Origin of the sequence: Cardiobacterium hominis (assembly GCF_900637305.1) — a bacterium.
Taxonomy (GTDB): Bacteria; Pseudomonadota; Gammaproteobacteria; order Cardiobacteriales; family Cardiobacteriaceae; genus Cardiobacterium; species Cardiobacterium hominis.
Genome location: NZ_LR134365.1, coordinates 699,064 through 718,852, shown reverse-complemented (window position 1 = coordinate 718,852; position 19,789 = coordinate 699,064). Strand labels below are relative to the sequence as shown.

The 19,789-nt window shown below is 53.0% G+C and carries 20 protein-coding genes and 1 CRISPR repeat array; of the genes, 12 read left to right on the top strand and 8 right to left on the bottom strand.

Annotated elements, in window-relative coordinates:
• Window positions 1–27: 27 nt before the first annotated feature.
• On the bottom strand, window positions 28–1,446 hold the full coding sequence (locus tag EL199_RS03300; protein ID WP_004140276.1) for a basic amino acid/polyamine antiporter: 1,419 nt from the start codon (window positions 1,444–1,446) through the stop codon (window positions 28–30).
• A 698-nt stretch (window positions 1,447–2,144) separates the two neighbouring features.
• Between EL199_RS03300 and cas5c the strand changes: the two genes are divergently transcribed.
• From cas5c to EL199_RS03255, 9 genes are all read left to right on the top strand, one after another.
• A complete protein-coding gene (gene cas5c / locus EL199_RS03295; protein ID WP_004140278.1) occupies window positions 2,145–2,840 on the top strand; it encodes a type I-C CRISPR-associated protein Cas5c in 696 nt (231 codons plus the stop codon).
• On the top strand, window positions 2,837–4,687 hold the full coding sequence (gene cas8c, locus EL199_RS03290; protein WP_040354990.1) for a type I-C CRISPR-associated protein Cas8c/Csd1: 1,851 nt from the start codon (window positions 2,837–2,839) through the stop codon (window positions 4,685–4,687). The genes cas5c and cas8c overlap by 4 nt, the downstream gene beginning before the upstream one ends.
• A 10-nt stretch (window positions 4,688–4,697) precedes the next feature.
• Window positions 4,698–5,561 (top strand): type I-C CRISPR-associated protein Cas7/Csd2, encoded by an 864-nt coding sequence (gene cas7c, locus EL199_RS03285; RefSeq protein WP_040354992.1) that lies wholly within the window; start codon window positions 4,698–4,700, stop codon window positions 5,559–5,561.
• A gap of 27 nt (window positions 5,562–5,588) precedes the next feature.
• Window positions 5,589–5,936: a VOC family protein gene (locus EL199_RS03280; RefSeq protein WP_004140284.1), complete on the top strand. Its 348-nt coding sequence runs from the start codon at window positions 5,589–5,591 to the stop codon at window positions 5,934–5,936.
• 15 nt (window positions 5,937–5,951) lie between these two features.
• Window positions 5,952–6,563, top strand: a complete 612-nt coding sequence (gene cas4, locus EL199_RS03275) for a CRISPR-associated protein Cas4 (protein WP_004140286.1) — start codon at window positions 5,952–5,954, stop codon at window positions 6,561–6,563.
• Between the two features lie 20 nt (window positions 6,564–6,583).
• On the top strand, window positions 6,584–8,323 hold the full coding sequence (locus tag EL199_RS03270; RefSeq protein WP_040354994.1) for a hypothetical protein: 1,740 nt from the start codon (window positions 6,584–6,586) through the stop codon (window positions 8,321–8,323).
• 98 nt (window positions 8,324–8,421) lie between these two features.
• Entirely contained in the window at window positions 8,422–9,414 is a 993-nt protein-coding gene (cas1c, locus tag EL199_RS03265; RefSeq protein WP_004140289.1) for a type I-C CRISPR-associated endonuclease Cas1c, read from the top strand.
• Entirely contained in the window at window positions 9,414–9,707 is a 294-nt protein-coding gene (gene cas2, locus EL199_RS03260; protein WP_004140291.1) for a CRISPR-associated endonuclease Cas2, read from the top strand. Before cas1c ends, cas2 begins: the two co-directional genes overlap by 1 nt.
• A gap of 178 nt (window positions 9,708–9,885) precedes the next feature.
• Window positions 9,886–10,509: a CRISPR direct-repeat array (repeat unit 32 nt; unit sequence GTCGCTCCCCATGCGGGAGCGCGAATTGAAAC).
• 409 nt (window positions 10,510–10,918) lie between these two features.
• Complete coding sequence (locus EL199_RS03255; protein WP_126315987.1) at window positions 10,919–11,185, top strand: hypothetical protein; 267 nt, start codon at window positions 10,919–10,921, stop codon at window positions 11,183–11,185.
• A 1-nt stretch (window position 11,186) separates the two neighbouring features.
• Here the strand turns inward: EL199_RS03255 and EL199_RS03250 are convergent, their stop codons facing one another.
• On the bottom strand, window positions 11,187–11,792 hold the full coding sequence (locus EL199_RS03250) for a nitroreductase family protein (protein WP_040354996.1): 606 nt from the start codon (window positions 11,790–11,792) through the stop codon (window positions 11,187–11,189).
• Window positions 11,789–12,187: a DoxX family protein gene (locus EL199_RS03245; protein WP_004140296.1), complete on the bottom strand. Its 399-nt coding sequence runs from the start codon at window positions 12,185–12,187 to the stop codon at window positions 11,789–11,791. The genes EL199_RS03250 and EL199_RS03245 overlap by 4 nt, the downstream gene beginning before the upstream one ends.
• A 100-nt stretch (window positions 12,188–12,287) precedes the next feature.
• Between EL199_RS03245 and EL199_RS03240 the strand changes: the two genes are divergently transcribed.
• Entirely contained in the window at window positions 12,288–13,181 is an 894-nt protein-coding gene (locus EL199_RS03240; protein WP_004140298.1) for a LysR family transcriptional regulator, read from the top strand.
• A gap of 477 nt (window positions 13,182–13,658) precedes the next feature.
• Here EL199_RS03240 and EL199_RS03235 read toward each other — a convergent pair whose 3' ends face one another.
• The 4 genes from EL199_RS03235 to tyrS are packed head-to-tail and all read right to left on the bottom strand — an operon-like array spanning window position 13,659 to window position 17,555.
• Window positions 13,659–14,129 (bottom strand): Dps family protein, encoded by a 471-nt coding sequence (locus tag EL199_RS03235; protein WP_004140301.1) that lies wholly within the window; start codon window positions 14,127–14,129, stop codon window positions 13,659–13,661.
• A 53-nt stretch (window positions 14,130–14,182) separates the two neighbouring features.
• Window positions 14,183–15,082, bottom strand: coding sequence for an FHA domain-containing protein (locus tag EL199_RS03230; RefSeq protein WP_004140307.1), 900 nt, complete (start codon window positions 15,080–15,082; stop codon window positions 14,183–14,185).
• Window positions 15,067–16,362 (bottom strand): S1 family peptidase, encoded by a 1,296-nt coding sequence (locus EL199_RS03225; RefSeq protein ID WP_004140319.1) that lies wholly within the window; start codon window positions 16,360–16,362, stop codon window positions 15,067–15,069. The genes EL199_RS03230 and EL199_RS03225 overlap by 16 nt, the downstream gene beginning before the upstream one ends.
• Entirely contained in the window at window positions 16,359–17,555 is a 1,197-nt protein-coding gene (gene tyrS, locus EL199_RS03220) for a tyrosine--tRNA ligase (RefSeq protein ID WP_040355000.1), read from the bottom strand. The genes EL199_RS03225 and tyrS overlap by 4 nt, the downstream gene beginning before the upstream one ends.
• A gap of 58 nt (window positions 17,556–17,613) precedes the next feature.
• Between tyrS and EL199_RS03215 the strand changes: the two genes are divergently transcribed.
• Complete coding sequence (locus EL199_RS03215) at window positions 17,614–18,723, top strand: M23 family metallopeptidase (protein WP_004140330.1); 1,110 nt, start codon at window positions 17,614–17,616, stop codon at window positions 18,721–18,723.
• 7 nt (window positions 18,724–18,730) lie between these two features.
• Window positions 18,731–19,201 carry a 23S rRNA (pseudouridine(1915)-N(3))-methyltransferase RlmH gene (gene rlmH, locus EL199_RS03210; RefSeq protein WP_004140332.1) on the top strand — a complete coding sequence of 157 codons (471 nt, stop codon included), beginning with the start codon at window positions 18,731–18,733 and terminating at the stop codon, window positions 19,199–19,201.
• A gap of 266 nt (window positions 19,202–19,467) precedes the next feature.
• Here rlmH and EL199_RS03205 read toward each other — a convergent pair whose 3' ends face one another.
• Complete coding sequence (locus EL199_RS03205; RefSeq protein ID WP_004140333.1) at window positions 19,468–19,773, bottom strand: hypothetical protein; 306 nt, start codon at window positions 19,771–19,773, stop codon at window positions 19,468–19,470.
• Window positions 19,774–19,789: the final 16 nt, after the last annotated feature.

The window sequence follows — 19,789 nt, the reverse complement described above, 5'->3', positions numbered from 1 at the left end:
AGCGAATAACCATCCCCTACAGCCGCCTCATCCCGCCCCGCGCAAATCCGCAAGAACCTGTTGCAGCGCAGGCACCAGCAAGAGCAAAAGCAACGCCAGCAGCGCGATCTCGCCCGCTTGCAGGCGCGGGAAACGCCCGTGGAAGCGCGTCTGCGCATAAAGGAACAGCGCGACGCCAGGGACATAAAGCAGCACCGACAACAGCAGATAGCCCATACCCGCCGCGTAAAGAATCCACAGCGCATAAAGCGTCGCCACCGTGCCGACCGCGACAATATGCGGCGCGAGGCGCTCACGCAGCGTAATCTTCAGCAAATACGCGCCAATCAACAGATACGGCACAAGAATCATCGACGTCGAAATCTTCAGCAGCGCGTTGTAACTCTCGCCGGTGAGCAGCACCAAAAGCAGACAAACCTGCACGGTGATGCAGGAAAAGCGCAGCGAGTGGTGCGGCACGCCGTTTTCATTCTGCGCGGCGAGGGTGCGCGGAAAGGCGCCATATTGCGCGCCGTAGAACGGCACCTCCATCGAGTACAGCGTCCAGCTCAAATACGACGCCAACACGGACACAATCAGACAGGTGCTGATGATGATGCCGCCGGCGCTGCCCATCATCGCCTGCAACACCCCCGCCATGGACGGATTCGCCAGCGCGGCGATTTCTGCGCGTGGCAACACGCCCAGCGCCAGTACGGTAATGGCGACGTAGAGCGCCAGCGCAATCAAGATGCCAAGCACAGTCGCCAGCCCCACATCGCTGCGTTTGCGCGCGTGCGCGGAAAGCACCGCCGCGCCTTCCACGCCGGTGAACACCCACAGCGTAATCAGCATGGTGTCTTTCACCTGAGTCAGCGTCGTCGCTTGCAGCCCCGCGCCGTGCCAGTCGGCGGCAAAGGTCTCGCCACGGAAAAACCACAGCGCGAGGCCGATAAAAAGCAAAAGCGGGAAAACCTTGACCAGCGTCGCCACCAGATTGACCCCCGCCGCTTCCTTGACGCCGCGCGCGGCGAGCCAATACACCGCCCAGACAATCGCCGACTCGCCGACAAAGGCGGCGGGCGTGTTGCCCTTGCCGAAAAACACCTGCCCCGGCGTATCGGTGAAGCCGCCGAGCGCCTCAAACGCGACGACAAGATAGCCGGTAACGCCAATGGTGGCGCAGAGCCAATAGCCCCAGGCGGAGAAAAAGCCGACCAGCTCGCCAAAACCGTCGCGGGCGTAGGCGTAAATGCCGCCGTCCAGCGTCGGCCGCAGCCGCGCCAGATACCAGAAAGAAAGACCGAGGGCGATGATACCGACGCCGGTAATCGTCCAGCCGATGATGAGCGCTTCAGCGCCCGCCACCTCCGCCATATTTTGCGGCAGGCTAAAAATGCCGGATCCAATCATCGAGCTTAAAACGAGGGCGGTAAGCGCGGTCAGGCCGATTTTTTGTGGCGTCATAAGAATCCTTTAGGCGTAATTAAAAATAGGGTCGCGGTGATATGCGACGAATTCGAAGTCGATTTGCATCAAAACAGCATACTGTCAGCAGGCCAGCCAGCATTACAGTAGCGCGTCTCTCCACATTATGCAGGATAAATTATCCTCCTATTGTACCTTGCAAATCCCGATGCCAGCCGGATATTCAACGAAAGCTAGGGGCTGTTTGCATTTCCGTGGATAAGCCCCTCTCCCTTTGGGAGAGGGGTTGGGGTGAGGACAGGGATAAACAAATTCGCATGACAATATACGTTTAGAGGACTACCTCGTTTTGAATAATACCGTCGCTACGCGATTTTTCACACCCCTCCCCCCGCTCCGCGGGGGAGGGGGACTCAAATTGCAAACAGCCCCTAGTACTACTGTGTCCCTCGCAAACAGCGTCGATAATATTGTAGCGCTGCCAGCGAATATTTCCTTGCTCTATTTTCCCCGTTTTTCAGCCGCCTGTTGTGCGAGAGAGCGCCATCTTTTTTTAGAAAAAGTCCATTGACGCAAATCTTAAGCTGCCGTAATATCTGACATACAAATTATCTAAAGAAGATTGGCGTTTTAAACATATTGCTTATCGTAGGCGAGTTGAAACTAAAAATAGCCTGCGGACGCCTATCCTGTTGTCGCCTTTCTGCAGAAGGGCGTGGATTAACCAAGAGGAAATAATGGCCATGGGAATCAAATTACATATCTGGGGAAAATATGCCTGTTTCACCCGACCGGAAATGAAAGTGGAGCGTGTATCTTATGATGTAATCACACCCTCTGCCGCGCGCGGTATCCTGACCGCCATACACTGGAAACCCGCGATGCTCTGGGAGATCAAAAAAATCCACGTACTCAAACCCATCCGTTTTGAATCCGTACGCCGCAACGAACTGGGTGGAAAAATCTCTGCCAGCAACGTAACTAGCGCGATGAAGCGAAAAAGCGTGCAAGATTTATACACCCTTATCGAAGACGACCGCCAACAGCGCGCCGCAACCGTACTCAAAGACGTTGCCTACATCATCGAAGCCCACATTCAGCTCAATCACGCATTCATCGCGCAAAGCGATCGTGCTGAAGAAGAAAGCGTTAACAAACACCTAGAAATGTTCAAACGTCGCGCCCGCAATGGCCAATGCTTCCAGCAACCCTGCATGGGCGTACGCGAATTTCCGGCAAACTTTGCACTTATCGAGGATAGTGAATCGCTACCCGCCTGTGAATTACCCGAAAACGAACGCAACCGCGAGCTTGGCTGGATGCTGCATGACATGGATTTCGCACACGGCAATACCCCGCATTTCTTCCGTGCCGAAATGAAGAATGGCATTATTGAGGTTCCGCTCTTTCGTGCCAAGGAGGTAAAATCATGATACTGCAATCGCTGGATCGTTATTACTATCGCCTGTTATCTGAAAAAGACAGCGAGGGAAAAGTCAAAGTTCCAAATTATGGGTATAGTGATGAAAAAATAGGATGGATTCTAGTATTAAGTAAAAATGGACAAGTCATTGATGCCATCCCTCATTTAACTACAGATAAAAAACCGCAACCCAAGCGTATGTTTGTGCCACAGGCTTTCAAACGACCAGGAACTACACCAAAACCTTTCTTTTTATGGGATAAAACCAGCTACACGTTAGGGATTACTGCTAATAAAAACAAGGCTACTGTAAAGACACAACCTTATATAATAAAAACAGATACTTTTGATAGTTTTAAAGAAGCACACCTGAAGCTACTAAAAAATACCAATGATGTCGGGTTGCGAGCATTTATCCATTTTCTAGAAAGATGGGAGCCTGAACACTTTGCTCTCTCTCCGTTCAATACTGAAATGATAGATGCCAATATTGTATTCAAACTGGATGGACAGAGAAAGCAACTATTCGAGCAACCCGCTGCTCAAGCTTTATGGGCAAAATGGCTAAACTATGTTGCTGCAGATAAATGGTTTGAGTATCAGGAAGAACAGGAGCCCTCTCTTTTTGATGAGCCTCAAAAAAAATCTCCAAAAGAATATGGTATCTGTTTGGTTAGTGGAGACTATGAGCCCGTTGCTAGAACTCACCCCGCTATTAAAGAAATATGGAGAGGACAAAGCTCTGGCTGTTCTATTGTTTCCTTTAATGGTGATGCGTTTGAATCCTTTGGTAAAGAACAAGGAGCCAATGCGCCTATATCTGAGCGCGTAGCTTTTTCTTATGTCGCTGCTCTAAATTATCTGCTACGTCGTGAAAATAGGCATTGCCTCACCATTGGCGATGCCAGTACCGTTTTTTGGGCAGAAGCACCCGATAATAATAGCGCTGAAGCGGAAGAGGCCTTTTTTCTCGATATGATGACGGTTACAGATGGCGAAGAAAATCAAAAAGTATTCGACATTTTGCAACAAATCGCCAAAGATCGCTCGCTCAAAGAAATTGCACCCAACCTGCACGAAGATACTCGCTTCTATATTCTGGGACTTGAACCTAACGTCTCACGTATATCCATCCGCTTTTGGCTAAATACTACTTTTGGGCAGTTGGCACAAAATTTGACAGCACACTGGCAAGACTTGGCAATAGAGCCTTGCCCTTGGCAGACACCACCATCTATCTGGCGTTTGCTGATCCAAACCGCACTGTTGGGCAAGACAGAAAATATCTCGCCAATTCTCGCAGGTGAAATGACACGCGCGATTATCAATGGCACGCCTTATCCGATGAGCTTGTTATCACAATTACTCGCCCGCATTCGTGCTGACGGTGATGCCAACGGGTTGCGTATCGCCATGATCAAAGCAATATTGGCACGTAAATTCCGTAAAGGTTTAATCAAAGAAGGAGTTCCTATGAGCTTAAATAAAGAAAGCACAAACCGTGCATATCTGTTAGGCAGAATGTTTGCTGTTCTGGAGCGCATCCAGTATCAGGCATTAGGTGATATCAATGCCAGCATTGCCGATCGCTATTATGGTTCAGCATCAGCCGTGCCTTTCTCAGTTTTCCCCCGTTTGTTGGTAGGAGCACGCCATCATCTTTCGCGTCTACGTAAAGACAAGCCTGGATTAGCCGTAAATCTGGACAAGGATCTAGGAGAAATTATTGCCGCTTTGCCGGAGCATTACCCGCGCCATTTCAGCATTGATGAACAAGGCCGTTTTTCCATCGGCTATTATCAACAAAAGCAAAGCTACTTTTCCCCTAAAGAAGCTGTAACTACAACTGAAGAATAAGGAACCTGCCATGTCTATCCAAAACCGCTACGAATTTGTCTATTTCTTTGACGTCACCAACGGTAATCCCAATGGGGATCCAGATGCAGGAAATATGCCTCGTCTTGACCCGGAAAGCAGTAAAGGCCTGGTTACAGACGTTTGCCTGAAACGAAAAATCCGCAACTTTATTGAAGTTACTTGCGAAAACGCGCCAGGCTATGAAATCTACGTTAAAGAAAAAAGCGTACTGAACCTGCAAAACAAACGTGCTTATGAAGCATTGGGTGTCGCACCGGAAGCCAAAAAACTTCCTAAAGACGAAGCCAAGGCGCGCGAAATTACCGCGTGGATGTGCAATAACTTCTTTGATATTCGCAGCTTTGGTGCAGTTATGACGACCGAAGTCAATAGCGGGCAAGTGCGCGGCCCGGTTCAATTGGCGTTTGCACAATCGCTTGATCCCATCGTACCTCTGGAAGTTTCCATCACGCGCATGGCAGTAACCAACGAAAAAGATCTCGATAAAGAGCGTACCATGGGACGCAAACATATCGTGCCTTATGCCCTTTATCGTATGCATGGCTTTATCTCCGCCAACCTTGCCGCCAAAACCGGTTTTTCAGACGACGACTTAGCCAAACTCTGGCAAGCCCTGACGCTGATGTTTGAGCATGACCGCTCCGCCGCCCGTGGCGAAATGGCGGCACGCAAACTGATTGTTTTCAAACACGATAGCGCACTCGGCAGCCAGCCTGCACATAAACTGTTTGACGCCGTAAAAGTCGAACGCGTAAACGGCGAATCAGGTACGCCCGCAAGCGGATTTGGCGATTACAACATCAGCGTGGTTTCAGACGGTCTAAATGGCGTGAGTGTGGAAGAGTTGCTGTGATAACGAATTATTGATAAGGAGAAAATCATGAAATACGATAATTTTTTCTTTCCTGCAGACGATCTTGCTGCTAGCTGCCACTTTTACCAAGATGTACTGGATTTGCCCGTTAAATTTGACTTTTCCGAAAATGGCATGGTTGCTTTTCGGGTAGGCAATGAAGAAGCTGCCATTATTCTCAAAGAGCGGAAAAAATTCCCTGATATGACTCCTACTGTGTGGATTGAAGTGGAAGATGTGCGGACAAAATACGCAGCATTACAGGGGAGAAATATCAATTTTCTAAGCGAACCCTTTCGCATTCGTACCGGATGGGTGGTGGAATTTATCGATCCATCGGGTAATCGTTTGGGGTTTGTCGATTATCAGGAGTAAACGCAGATTTAAAGGATGGGAAATATGAATATCCCCCTTTCCGCCCTGCAACACTACGCCTTCTGCACGCGCCAATGTGCCTTGATTCATAACGAGCAGGCGTGGGCGGAGAACTATTTGACCGCGCAGGGTAAAGCGCTGCATGAGCGAGTGGATTCGGGCGAACCGGAAACGCGCAAGGGCGTGCGTTTTGAGCGGACGGTGCATGTGTCGGCGGAGAAACTGGGCATCAGCGGCGTGTTGGATTTGGTGGAAGTGGGCACGAAAACAGGCCGTCTGAAACCTGTGGAATACAAACGCGGCAAACCCAAACCCGACCCAATGGACGAAATCCAGCTTTGCGCCCAAGGCTTGTGCTTGGAAGAAATGATGGGGCAAACCGTCTCTGAGGGCGCGCTGTGGTATGGACAAACCTGCCACCGCGTACCCGTCATGTTTTCAGACGGCCTGCGCGCCAAAACCCTCACCACCATTGCCGCCGTCCGCGAACTCTTAAATAGCGGACAAACCCCGCCACCCGACTACGGCAAACGCTGCAAAGCCTGCTCGCTGGTGGAAATCTGCCAGCCGGAGTTGCTGGGGAAACGGGATAGGAGCGTGGGGTATGTGGAGGGGTTGTTTGAGTAAATGAACTATGGAAAATTTATATGAATAAAACTGTGCATTGGTTTGAATGTTTAATGAGTCATTTGGAGATAATGGAGGAGGAAAAGCGTAAATTTGTTCTATCACTTATTGACAAGCCTCTTGATATCTCAGACTCAGATATCAAAAAATATATTCCAGGTGTTCTAGGAAGAGAATTGTTCCTACTTAGGAAATATATTTCATACAGCCTAGCAAATAAGAAACATTTATTTACCAAAGGAGTAAAAAGCATCGGATGCAAAACATATATATTAAACAATGGAGAAGAAAAGTTAATAGATAACGCTAAAATTATAGAAAATGAATATCGAGAAAGGATAAAGGATGATTTGGTTAAAAATAATCTTCCACTCTGGTACCAACTATCATATCAAGATAAATGTAACCTTTATGCTTTTTATGCCTTTAGTGAATTTGTTTCATATATTTTACTGGGGGTTATAGAGTATGATAGTAATTATGAAGGATGTAAAAAGTATAAATTAAATAAAGAATTATTGAAATCTTATAAGATGATTTGGTTTGCACGATACTTTACTAAGCAAAGTCATTTCTCTGATGTGATATTTAGGAATGAAATTGGTCGTAAATTAATTCATAGAGATTCTTATTTATTCCAGGATTTTGTAGATATTGTATTAGATAAATATATAAGCTTCCATCCACTCTATACAAAATTTTTAGATTCCGCTGATAATGTGATTTTTTCAGATATCAGAAGATTAGCAGAGATCGTTTCATTTTTTTCATTGCAACATGATGTTAAAGATATAAACAATACTCAGCCAATTATTAGCAGGGATAAATTATATGAATTTGGTTTTTCTGAAGATGAAATTAAATACCTTTTTAAAAAATTAGATGATTTTGAAGTCCATGAAAATGATCGCATAGTAACAGAGCTAGATAATAAATTAATAAGACTAAATAATATCAATCTTAAATTTGCAATTAAAACAATATCATCTAAATATTTAACTAACATGGATAAGATTGGTTCATGGTTTGAAGGTGATTATCTTTTAGAATACCTAAAAAATAAGCTCGATAGCAATAGATTTATAGTAACAAATGGTATAAATGATCCCAAAGAGAAATATGATGCAGACATCATTATTTATGATAGGTCATCTAATCTAATATATTTCTGCCAGATTAAGCATAGAATCGCGACTATTCATCCATTTTTTAAGGACGAATTTAATGAATATTGCAGAAATGAATCATTGAATCATGGGATAGATCAGTTATGCTCTCTACGTTCAAAAGCACTAACTGATAAAGTTAAAGAGCGACTTATATCAAGATTGGGTAAAAAAATAGTTAATAAATTAGATATGGCAAAAAACTGCAGATTTATACTGATACATTCTATCGAAAACCTTGATATGTGCACTAAAAATGGTATATCAATGTATGAGTGGAATACTTTTAGAAATATTCTCCAAGGAAAATTTTCATCTTTTAAAGTTTTGTCTAAAGATGCTAATTTGAATTGCATATATTACAGTAATAAGCTACTTGATTTTTCGGATATTGTGAGCGTCCAAGACTATTTAATTAAAAATCTTCAAAAGATTTACGATGACAGCCTAAGTACTAACTTGGGTCCTGCAGAAGAGTGGGAAATTTTAAATGGAGCAAGAGCGTTGTTTATGTTTAATACATCTATTTCCTGTATGAATAGACCCTTTCTTACATATAAATGGATATCTTGGGAAATTCCACTAATTATATAACGTTTTAATTAAGATTATTTCATTTAACTGACTGTTTTTTAGATAAATAAACTAAACATTCCTTTAAAAAGCATAGTCAAAACCTAAGGAGTTTTCCCATGCGGAAACTGCAAAACACGCTCTATATCACCACCCAAGGCAGCTATCTGCATAAGGAGCGGGAGCGTAAGAAGGTAGCACAGTCGCCAGTGCATTCCATCGGGCATATTTTCTGTTTTGGGAATGTGCTGGTGTCGCCGTTTCTGCTGGGGTTTTGCGATGAAAATAATGTGAATTTGGCGTTTTTTACGGAAAACGGACGTTACTTGGGGCGGTTTCAGGGGCGGCAGAGCGGCAATGTGCTGTTGCGTCGGGCGCAGTATCAGGTGTCGGAGCAAAATCCTGTGCCGATTGCGCGCAATATCATTGCGGCGAAGATTCAGGCGAGCAAGCGGGTGCTTCAGCGGCAGATTCGCAATTATGGCGAGAATGTGGCGATTCAAAGTGCGGTCGATGCTTTGAACATTTCGCTGCGGCAGTTGAAGGGCGCGGAGGAGCTGGACGTGGTGCGCGGCATTGAGGGCGATGCGGCGGCGCGTTATTTCGGCGTGTTCGGGCAACTTTTGAGCGAAAAAAGCGGCTTTACTTTTGACGGGCGCAACCGCCGTCCGCCCAGAGACCGGGTGAATGCGCTGTTGTCGTTTGTGTACAGCATTTTGGGCAAGGACATCAGCGGCGCGCTGCAAGGCGTGGGGCTGGATCCGCAGGTGGGGTTTCTGCATGCTGACCGCCCTGGACGCGACAGCTTAACGCAGGATATTTTAGAAGAATTCCGTGCTTGGTGGATTGATCGCTTGGTACTTAGTCTTGTGAATCGTAAACAGATACAAATTAGTGATTTCGTGACAGAAGCTAGTGGTGCCGTACAGCTTAAAGATGATTCCCGTAAGCATCTGTTTCAAGCATTACAAGCAAAAAAGCAAGAAAAAATCATACACCCCTACTTACAAGAAGAAATAGAAATTGGTTTGTTGCCGCATATTCAGGCATTACTGTTGGCACGCCACTTACGTGGCGATCTTGCGCAATATCCACCTTTCTTGATGCGATAATGTTGGTATTGATTACTTACGATATTTCCTTTTCAGATACAGCGGGTGCAAAACGTCTGAGACAAATAGCAGCGCATTGTCAAGATTATGGCGTGCGGGTGCAATATTCCGTTTTTGAATGCGATGTGAATCCCGAACAATGGGTACGGCTAAAAGATAAATTATTACAAACCTACCAGCCGGAAACTGATAGCTTACGGTTCTATATGCTTGGCAGCAAGGGACGTAATAAAATTGAACATCATGGTGCCAAAGCAGCCCCAGATATATTTCGTGATGCATTGATTATCTAGCGCTAACCATTAGTTCTCATCGAAAGGTGGGAGTATTGACGGCAGATATAGCGTGCTGAATAGAAATAGATTTAAACACATAGCATACGAATTGCATCTTACCCTACTGTACTTTGTCTGCTTAGCTAGCGAATAGTGCGCTTTCTATGCAGGCTGTACCTGCCATTGCATGATGGCAGTCGCTCCCCATGCGGGAGCGCGAATTGAAACTGCGCTTCTACCGCAGCTACATGGGGCGCGATTTGTCGCTCCCCATGCGGGAGCGCGAATTGAAACACGGCAAAGACCGGGAAAACCCATGCAGGGGCGGTCGCTCCCCATGCGGGAGCGCGAATTGAAACGGATGCCTTCTTGGCACGCTTTGTGGGGCTGACGTCGCTCCCCATGCGGGAGCGCGAATTGAAACCGCGTTTCGCTTTTGGCGTCATCGTTGCGACACAGTCGCTCCCCATGCGGGAGCGCGAATTGAAACGTCCAACGCGGCCAGCACCCTGTCCATCGCCAAGGTCGCTCCCCATGCGGGAGCGCGAATTGAAACGCTGAGGCAGGTAGCAGGCATGCGCTACTGGAGGTCGCTCCCCATGCGGGAGCGCGAATTGAAACCTTTGGTGGATTTGTTGTTATCGCCGCTGTATCGGTCGCTCCCCATGCGGGAGCGCGAATTGAAACCTGCGCTGGAGCAGCGATGGCACAAAAATCGAAAAGTCGCTCCCCATGCGGGAGCGCGAATTGAAACAATAAGTCTCGTGGCGTTTGCCCTGCCGCACGATGTCGCTCCCCATGCGGGAGTGCGAATTGAAACCGCCGCGTCGGCGAGGACTTGCGCCGCGTCAATGGTCGCTCCCCACGCGGGAGTGACATTTTATGTAACCAAATGATTTTATTGTGTTCTTCCACTCAATATGAGCATCTTACCCGCAAGCATTGTGGATAACTTGGTGCATAAACTGCGGGGGATTGTGAAATTCACAGTGCGTGCCACAGCTTACACATGACGATGCAGCAATATTGGAAAAATAAACCTTGTTGAAAAACAACGTAGTAAGCAGAAAAACCTGTAAGAAAAGCATTTTTTTAGGTTGCAATTCGCCAAGGCGCGCCAGTATGCGATTTGTGCATAACTTTGCTGTTATCGCCATCCCCCGAATGCTTCATACGGCGCTGCGCCGCCTGACCGGGCATCCATAAAAGAAAGTGGCGAAGTCATTTTTATGGGCAACCCGCGCCGTACAACCGCGTGCTGTCTTCGGCGGCGCGCCTTGTCTGAGGCTTTCCGTGTAATCGCTATAGTACGGGAACTCACCGCTATCGTCGCAGGGTTTTCAGGTGTTGTTTCCGGTGCATCCGGCAATGAAAGTCTGTTTCTGCGGGAATTCTTGTTGATGCGCCCCTATGGCTGGATGGGCGCGTGCATAAAAAAACGCCGCAGTTGCTGCGGCGGAATGAACGATGAAATGGATTTGCTGTTATTGGAGTAATTCAGAGTCCGGCGACGCGCAGGCGCTCTGCCGTTGGCGCAAGTGCCTTTTCTGCCGGCGCGGCCGCGATGCCGCCGAAGACGAGTTGCGCGCGCAGGTGCCAGTTGGCGGGAATGTCCCAGGTTTGCGCGACGGCGCTGTCAATCAGCGGGTTGTAGTGTTGCAGGTTGGCGCCGATGCGCTGCGTGGCGAAGGTCGTCCACAGCGCGTATTGCAGCATCGCGCCCGCCTGATCGGCCGAGCCAGGGAAGGTGTCGGCGTAGGAAGGGAAGCGTTCTTGCAGTCCCTTGATAACGTTGCGGTCTTCAAAGAACAGTACGGTGCCGGCGGCAGCGCGGAAGCCCGCGATTTTTTCCGCTGTCGGCGCGAAGACCTCCGTCGGGACGACGGCGCGCAGGGCGTCGGCCGTCATGTCCCACAGTTTTTCGTGCTCCGCGCCGAACAGCACCAGCAGACGGGTCGATTGTGAGTTGAAGGGAGACGGCGCGTGACGCAGCGCGTGTTCGATGGTGGCGACGATTTCGTGCGGCGGCAGCGGCAGGTCGCGGTTTAGCGCGTAAACGGAGCGGCGGGTGGCGATGGCCTGTTCGATGGCGTTCATGGTCAGTCCTTTTTGCAGCAGAGGCGGTCAAGCGCGAGGCAGCCACCGCCAGCAGCGGCGAAATAAAGGAAGATGAAGGAGAACAGCACTGCCGATTCGCCGTGGTTGAGCAGCGGATAGAGGAAATTGTCCGCGCCGGCATGGAACATGAAATAGGCGACCGCCATTTGTCCGGAAAGAATGAAGGCGACCGGGCGGGTAAAGAGGCCAAGCAGCAGCAGTGCGCCGCCGACCAGTTCCAGCGCGGCAGCGGCGCCGAAAATGCTCATCCATTCCAGCGGGTACTGCGGCGCACTCGGAAAGCCGAAGGCCTTGGTGGTGCCGTGCAGGATGAACATATAAGCGCTGGCGATGCGCACCAGGGAAAGAATGGTGGATTGGTAAGGGGCGAGGAATCGCATGATTAACTCCTGTGGTTTAAGTAAGGGGGCGCAGTATAGAGAAAAGCCAGCGCCTCACCTATACTCGCTTCATTGACGCAACTTTTCCCCAAAGGAAACGATGGACACCCTGCTCAGTCTCAAAATCTTCGCGCAAATCGTCGAAAGCGGCAGCTTCACCCGCGCCTCCGAATACCTTGGCATCTCCACCGCGATGGCAAGCAAACACCTGAGCCATCTGGAAAAACATCTGGGCATCCGCCTCATGCAGCGCAACAGCCGCAGCCTGAGCCTCACCGCCGAGGGCGAGGTGTACTATCGGCAAAGCATCGAAGCGCTACAACTGCTGGACGCCGCGGCGGCGCAGGCGGGCAGCGGCCGCGAAACGCCGCAAGGCCATCTGCGTCTGACCGCGCCCATCTGGTGCGCCAACCCCGTCTTTGCCGACTGGATGCGCGAATACCGCGCGCGCTACCCCGAGGTCAGCCTTGACATCATCCTCGATAACGACATGCGCGATCTCATTGGCGAAGGCATTGACCTCGCCCTGCGCGTCAGCCGCGCGCCGATACCGAGCCTTGTCGTCCGGCGGCTGTTTGAAGTGCGCTTCGCGCTGGTCGCCTCGCCCGCCTACATCCGCCGCCACGGCCTGCCACGAACGCTTGAGGACGCTGCCAGCCACAGCGCCGTTCTCCCATCGTATGCCGACATCAGCCGCATGGACTGCCGCCGTGGCGACGAAAGCCACACCCTGCACCTGCACAGCGCCCTGCAAAGCAACAGCACCGTCATGCTGCACCAACTGCTGCTTGCGGGCAGCGGCATCGGCTACCTGCCGCTGTGGCTGGCGCAGGACGACCTCACCGCCGGGCGGCTGGTGCGCCTCCTGCCGGACTGGCAGTTACGCAGCATCACCCTGCACGCCGCCTACCCCGACCGCCGTCACCTCAGCGCGAAAATCCGCAGCTTCATTGATTTTCTGGTGGAGAAGGCGAAAACGGTAGAGGGCGATTGAAGTGACAGGGTGTTATTCGCTCCCCATGCGGGAGCGCGAATTGAAACGATGTGGTCTATGTCGATCAAGGCAAGCCGGTGCGTCGCTCCCCATGCGGGAGCGCGAATTGAAACGCGGTGGTCATTCTCACCGATGACAACACGCACAGCGTCGCTCCCCACGCGGGAGCGCGAATTGAAATTTACAAAACTCGCAGCGGTCGCCACGAGCGGAAAATCGCTCCCCACGCCCTAACCGTTCCCCATTTTTGGGCGCTCCGCGCCGTTCAAATGTGCACGGTCTTCGCTACGGAATGTTGTGTGTATAGCGGGCTGTTGTATGGAAATAAATGGGATGGCGATACCGCGCCAACCCGCAACACCGCTTTGGTGGGCGGTTTTTTTCACCGCACCGTTGCGGGTAAAGCAAAACCCGCCGGGTGGCGGGTTTTGGCGAGTGTGTTGTGTGTAGTTATTGGTTCGGTTGTGGCGCGGTGCTTTATTTTTCCAGCAGGGCGCGCAGCATCCACGCGGTTTTTTCGTGGGTTTGCATGCGGGTGGTGAGGAGGTCGGCAGTCGCTTCGTCGTTGGCTTCATCGACTGCCGGGAAGAAGGCGCGGCAGGTGCGCACTACGGTTTCTTGTCCGTCCACCAGTTCCTGGATCATGGTGAGGGCGTCGGTTTTGCCGTTGCATTCTTTGATACTGGTGAGGGCGGCGAATTCGCTGTAGGAGCCCGGCGCCGGGAAGCCCAGGGCGCGGATGCGTTCGGCGATTTCGTCCACCGCGGTGGCGAGTTCGGTGTACTGCTCTTCAAACATGAGGTGCAGGGTGCGGAACATCGGCCCTTCGACGTTCCAGTGGAATTTGTGGGTTTTGAGGTAGAGGGTGTAGCTGTCTGCGAGGACTTTGGCGAGGCCTTCGGCGATGGTTTTGCGCTGGGCTTCGCTCATGCCAATGTTGATACTCATGGTGTTTTCTCCGGTTGGTTTATGGATCTTTCAACGGCGCGCATTGTAGCGCTTTATTCGTTTTTGTCAATTGAAAAGAAGTTTTTGATTGGTTTTATTTGTCCATCCAGCAGGACGCTGCTTTGTAGTTTGTTCGGGTAAACCGGGTAGCTGCCGGGGCGCTGGCTGTAGAAGTCGTGGTCGCGCAGGTAGCCGTAGGTAACGAGCAGCAGGGTCGGCAGGAGGGTCAGGGCGGTGGCGCGCCAGAGGATGCGCCCGGCGAGCGGGATGTGGTCGCGCAGGAAGGCGCGGTAGAGCGCGAGGAAGCCGGCGAAGCCGAGGATGGTCGCGGCGGTACTGGCGCCGGTGCTGTTGAACTGGAAGCTGTACCAGTCGGCGGCGGCGGTCAGCAGGTCGCTCAGGGTGCTGTAGGCGCTGATGAGGCCGAGTACGGGCAGGATGAGGTAGCGTCGCGCCAGCGGCTGGATCATGCTGTGGGTAATCCAGGTGAGGCCGAGCAGGATGATGACGGCGGTGATGAGGCGGTTGTAATCGACGATGTAGCTTTGCGGGCTGTCGAGGTAGCCTTGCCACATGGTGAGGAAGATGGCGGCGAGAAACCAGGCGGTGACGGCGACCGGATGGGTGAAGAGCGGCCACCAGCGCCGCTGTTTGTGCGCAAGCGGCATGGGTTTGCCGGAATCCAGCCAGAGTTTCAGGGTGGCGGTGCCGATTTGCAGCAGGGTGTTGTTGGTGAGCGGCCGAGTGGTGGGGATGCGCTCGCCGTTGGCGTGGCTTTGTTCGAGGCTGCGGATGGTGAGGCCTTGCGCGCCTTGTTCGATGACGGCGTGGTAGTCGGCGACAAAGGGCGCCTTGACGATGATGTCGTTGTCTTTGGCGCGGCCGATGCGCACTGGGTAGGTGTGGACGCGGTAGATGTTGTCCTGGTTTTCGACGGTCAGTTCTGTTGCCATGTGATTTGTTCCAGTAGGTGTGCCATGACGCGCTTGCCGAGGTTTTCCTGGATGCCGGTGAGCATCATGGTGATGGTAAAGCCTTGTTGTTTTTCACCGATTTGTGCGGCGATGAGGTAGAGGTCGGAGACCGGCTCGCCGTTTTTGATGAATTTTTTCGAGGGCTGGGTGCAGTAGGTGGTTTTGAAGGGTTTGCCGCCGATGCTGACGAAGTCCGCTTTGCAGGCGAAGTCGCCGAAGTCGCGGCTGCTGCGGTGTTCGTAGGGCAGGCGGTATTCTTGGCTGTAGAGGTGGTAGAAGCGCGAGGTGAGGATGGGGTCGCGCGCGTAGAAGTTGCTGTAGATGAAGCCCATCGCGCCGAACTGGATGTCGTGGCTGATGTAGGTGGTGCGGTCGGACTGGCAGATGACGGATTCGCTGACGGCGAGGTCTTCCAGTTGTTGTTCGGGCGAGACGTCCCAGCAGCGCAGGTCGCCGCCGCTTTCGGTCGGCACGGTGAAGTGGCCGATGGTCGCGGTTTTCCATTTGCCGCTAAAAAACGGGGTGTAGTATTTGTCGTTGTCGGCGATGAGTTGGTCGGCGATGGATTCGTTGATGTTCACCGCGCCCGCTTCCGCTTGTTTCAGCAGGTCGGCGAGGTGGTTCGCTGGGACGAGGAAGCCGATGTCGTTGCCCTGGCTTTCGACGTTGATGCCGACGACTTCGCCACTTTTGTTCACCGTCGGTCCGCCGCTCATGCCGCTGTTAATCGCGCCGGAGAAGAGGATGCGCGAGCGCGCGCTTTTTTGCAGGATGCCGTTGTTGATGCCATCGACGATGATGAAGCCCAAATCGCCGGGGTTGCCGAGGGCGTAGAGCGCTTCGCCCTGTTCGGGGATGCCGCCCAGTTTGAAGGCTTTGCCGAGCTCGTGGTCGGCGGCGACGATGGCGAGGTCATGCACCACGTCCACCGCCAGCAGGCGCAGTTTGCCTTCGCGGTCGTCGGTGCTAATGTATTCGATGTCGTGTTTTTCTTTGTTTACCGCGTCGGCGATGACGTGGTAGTTGGTGGCAATCATTTTGCCGTCGCCGATGACGAAACCGGAGCCGATGCTGGTTTTCTGCCCCGTGGCGGCGTTGATGGTGCGCACTTGGTAGATGCTCGGTTTGTAGGAGGCGAAGAGCGCATTGACCGAAAACGGCACCGCTGCGGGTTCGCCGTTTTCATTCTGCGCCGGCAACACCGGCTGGGCGAGCGCGCCGCCCGCAGACAGCGCGCACAACAGGGCGAGTTTTCTCATACCAGCACCACCTTGACGATGCGGCGTTTGCCCGCCTGGACGATACCGCTGAAGCCGCGCTCCAGTTTGAAATCGCGACTCGCGACCCGTTCGCCATCGACTTTGACCGCGCCGCCATCGACCATGCGCAAGCCTTCGGACGTACTGCCAACCAGCCCCGCCGCCTTTAAGACGTGTGCAATACCGAGTGCGCCGTCGGGCGCGTCAATGCGGAATTCTTCGAGGTCTTCCGGGATTTCGTTTTTGGCAAAGCGGTTGACGAACGCTTCCTGCGCCGCCGCTGCCGCCGCTTCATCGTGGAAACGGGCGACCAGTTCGCGCGCCAGCTCAAACTTCACGTCGCGCGGATTGCGCCCGGCGGTAACTTCCGCTTGCAGCGCCGCAATCTCGTCCATGGAACGGAAGGAAAGCAGGGTAAACCAGCGCCACATCAGCTCATCGGAAATCGACATAATCTTGCCGAACATCTCGTTTGCCGGATCAAAAATGCCGATGTAGTTGCCGAGCGACTTGCTCATCTTCTGCACGCCGTCCAGACCTTCCAGAATCGGCATGGTGATGATGGCTTGCGGCGACTGGCCGTACTCGCGCTGCAAATCGCGCCCGACCAACAGGTTGAACTTCTGATCCGTGCCGCCGAGTTCGACGTCCGCCTCCATCGCGACCGAATCATAGCCCTGCGTCAGCGGGTACAAAAACTCATGCAGCGCAATTGGCCGCCCCTCGGTGTAGCGTTTCTGAAAATCGTCGCGCTCCAGAATGCGCGCCACCGTGTACTTGGCGGCGAGACGAATCATATCCGTCGAAGACATCGGCCCCATCCAGTGCGAGTTGAACATCACCTCCGTCTTCGCCGGGTCCAGAATCTTGAACACCTGCTCCTTGTACGTTTCCGCGTTGGCCAGCACCTGCTCCGGCGAGAGCGGCGGGCGCGTCGCGCTCTTGCCGGAAGGATCGCCAATCAGCGCGGTGAAATCACCAATCAAAAACAGCACCTGATGCCCGGCATCCTGAAACTGGCGCAGCTTGTTCAGCACCACCGTGTGACCAAAATGCAAATCCGGCGCCGTCGGGTCCATGCCGAGCTTGACGCGCAGCTTCTTGCCCGCGGCGAGCTTCGCGCGCAACTCCTCCTCGCCAATAAAATCCACCGCGCCGCGGCGAAACAACGCCAACTGCTCATCCAAAACCATAAAACCTCCAACAAAAAAGCTAAAATGCGCGCCAACACTGCGCGCCGGAACCCGAACCATGCCACAACACCCGCACAACGACCGCACCCAACAACGCCTCTTGCCGTGGATAGCCCTCATTGGCTTCCTCGGCGTCGCCCTGTACGCCATCTTGCCCGCGGACTTCTGGCTGCCCGAATACAAGAGCGCGCATCATACCGTAACCCCGCCGCAAGCCATAACCGCCGACGACTTCGAAGACAACGACTGGGAAGACGAAATCGCGCAACAACCGCCGAAACTGCCGCCCGTTACCGCCCCGCCCAAAGAAATCCCCGGCCCGCCACTCTCGGCCAAACCAAGCGCGCAGACCGCCGACGGCGGCCAATTCAAAAAACACTACCAAACCTACCGCCTGCCCGGTGACTACTGGCACAACCTACAAAAAAGCGGGCTGAACCCGACCCTGCTCGCCCAACTGGAGCCCCTGCAAACCCGCCTCGAAAACCCGGCGCTGACCCACCTCGAACTCCTCTACAGCGACTACTACAAAGACGGCAAAACCGACCCGAAAAACAGCAAAATCATCGCGGTGCGCCTTAACACCGCACGCGGCAGCGACAGCTGGTACGCCCGCCACGAAAACCAAAACACCTGGTACTACGACGCCGACGGCAACGCGCCCGAAGCAGCAATGGACCGCATCCCGCTCGCCAGCTACGACCACATCAGCTCGCCCTTTGACCCGGTGCGCCTGCACCCCATCACCCGCATCATCCGCCCGCACGAAGGCACCGATTTCAAAGCCGCCTACGGCGCGCCGGTACGCGCCACCGGCGACGGCGTGGTGCGCTTTGCCGGTTGGCAGGGCGGCTACGGCCGCGTCATCATCATTGACCACGCCAACGGCTACCAAACCCGCTACGCCCACCTTTCCGACATCAACGTCGAAACCGGCGCGGCCGTCAAACGCGGCCAAACCATCGGCAACCTTGGCAACAGCGGACGCTCCACCGGCAGCCACCTGCACTACGAAGTGCGCATCAACGACATCCCGCACGACCCGATGACCGTGGATTTACCCAGCACCCGCCCGCTCGCCGCCAACTACAAAGATGCCTGGCAATACCGCTGCGGCCAGTACGAAAAAGAAATGAACGCGCTGGCGAAAAACAAAACCACCCGATAAACGCCCCATGCACATCGAAATCATCGCCGTCGGGCAGAAAATGCCGGATTGGGTCAACCGCGGCTATGCCGACTACGCCGACCGCCTCACGGGCGACCTCACCCTGGGGCTTACCGAAATCCCGCTACAAAAGCGCGGCAGCGCGAGCCAACTCGCCGCTGCGCAAAACAAAGAAGCGGCGCAAATCCGCAGCGCCCTGCACGCCTGCGACCACATCGTCACCCTCGACATCCCCGGCCGCGAACACAGCAGCGAAAGCCTCGCCGCACGCCTGCAACATTGGCAAGAAAACCACCGCCAGCTCGCCCTCATCATCGGCGGCCCGGAAGGCATCGCTCCGGACATCAAAGCGCTCGCGCACGAAAGCTGGTCGCTCGGCAAACTGACCCTGCCGCACCCGCTGGTGCGCATTATCGTCGCCGAAGCGCTCTACCGTGCCTGGAGCATCAACCGCAACCATCCTTACCACCGCGCGTGAGGCTTGTCATACGACCGCGGTAGGGTGAGGCTCGCCCCGCCGTGTGAGGGCTTTTTCGGTTTTCGGTGGGGCAAGCCCCACCCTACGCGATTATAGTCATCCACATAAAGTTTCAGACAAGGTGCACCGTCGCGTAAACATTTGTTTCTTAATCAATGGTGCGCCAAGGCGCACCCTATAACCCCGGCAACGAAACACCGTATGAGGCTTTCGGAGGATTGCTATAAAAAACGCCGCAGCAAGCGGCGTTTTTTTGTGCTGGCGGTTCAGGTTTCCAGCGGCTGGATGTTGAAGTAAGTGTAGAGGTAGCCGCCAGCGCGGTTTTCGCGGAAGGTGAGGTCGGCATCTTCGGCGACGTAGCCGGAGGCGACGACGAGGTTAAGCAGGTATTGGGTGTCGCGGCCTGCCGCTTCTTCCAGGCTGACGACGATGCTTTCGACTTGCACGCCCGCCGCCGGGACGCGCAGTTTTTGGTAAAGCCCGGTGTATTCAAAGAGCGGGAAGCGGTGTTCTTCGAGGATTTCGCCGCTGTCGGGCAGGCGGATGCGGGCAAAGGGGTCGGTTTCAGTCATGATTCGGATAGCGCTG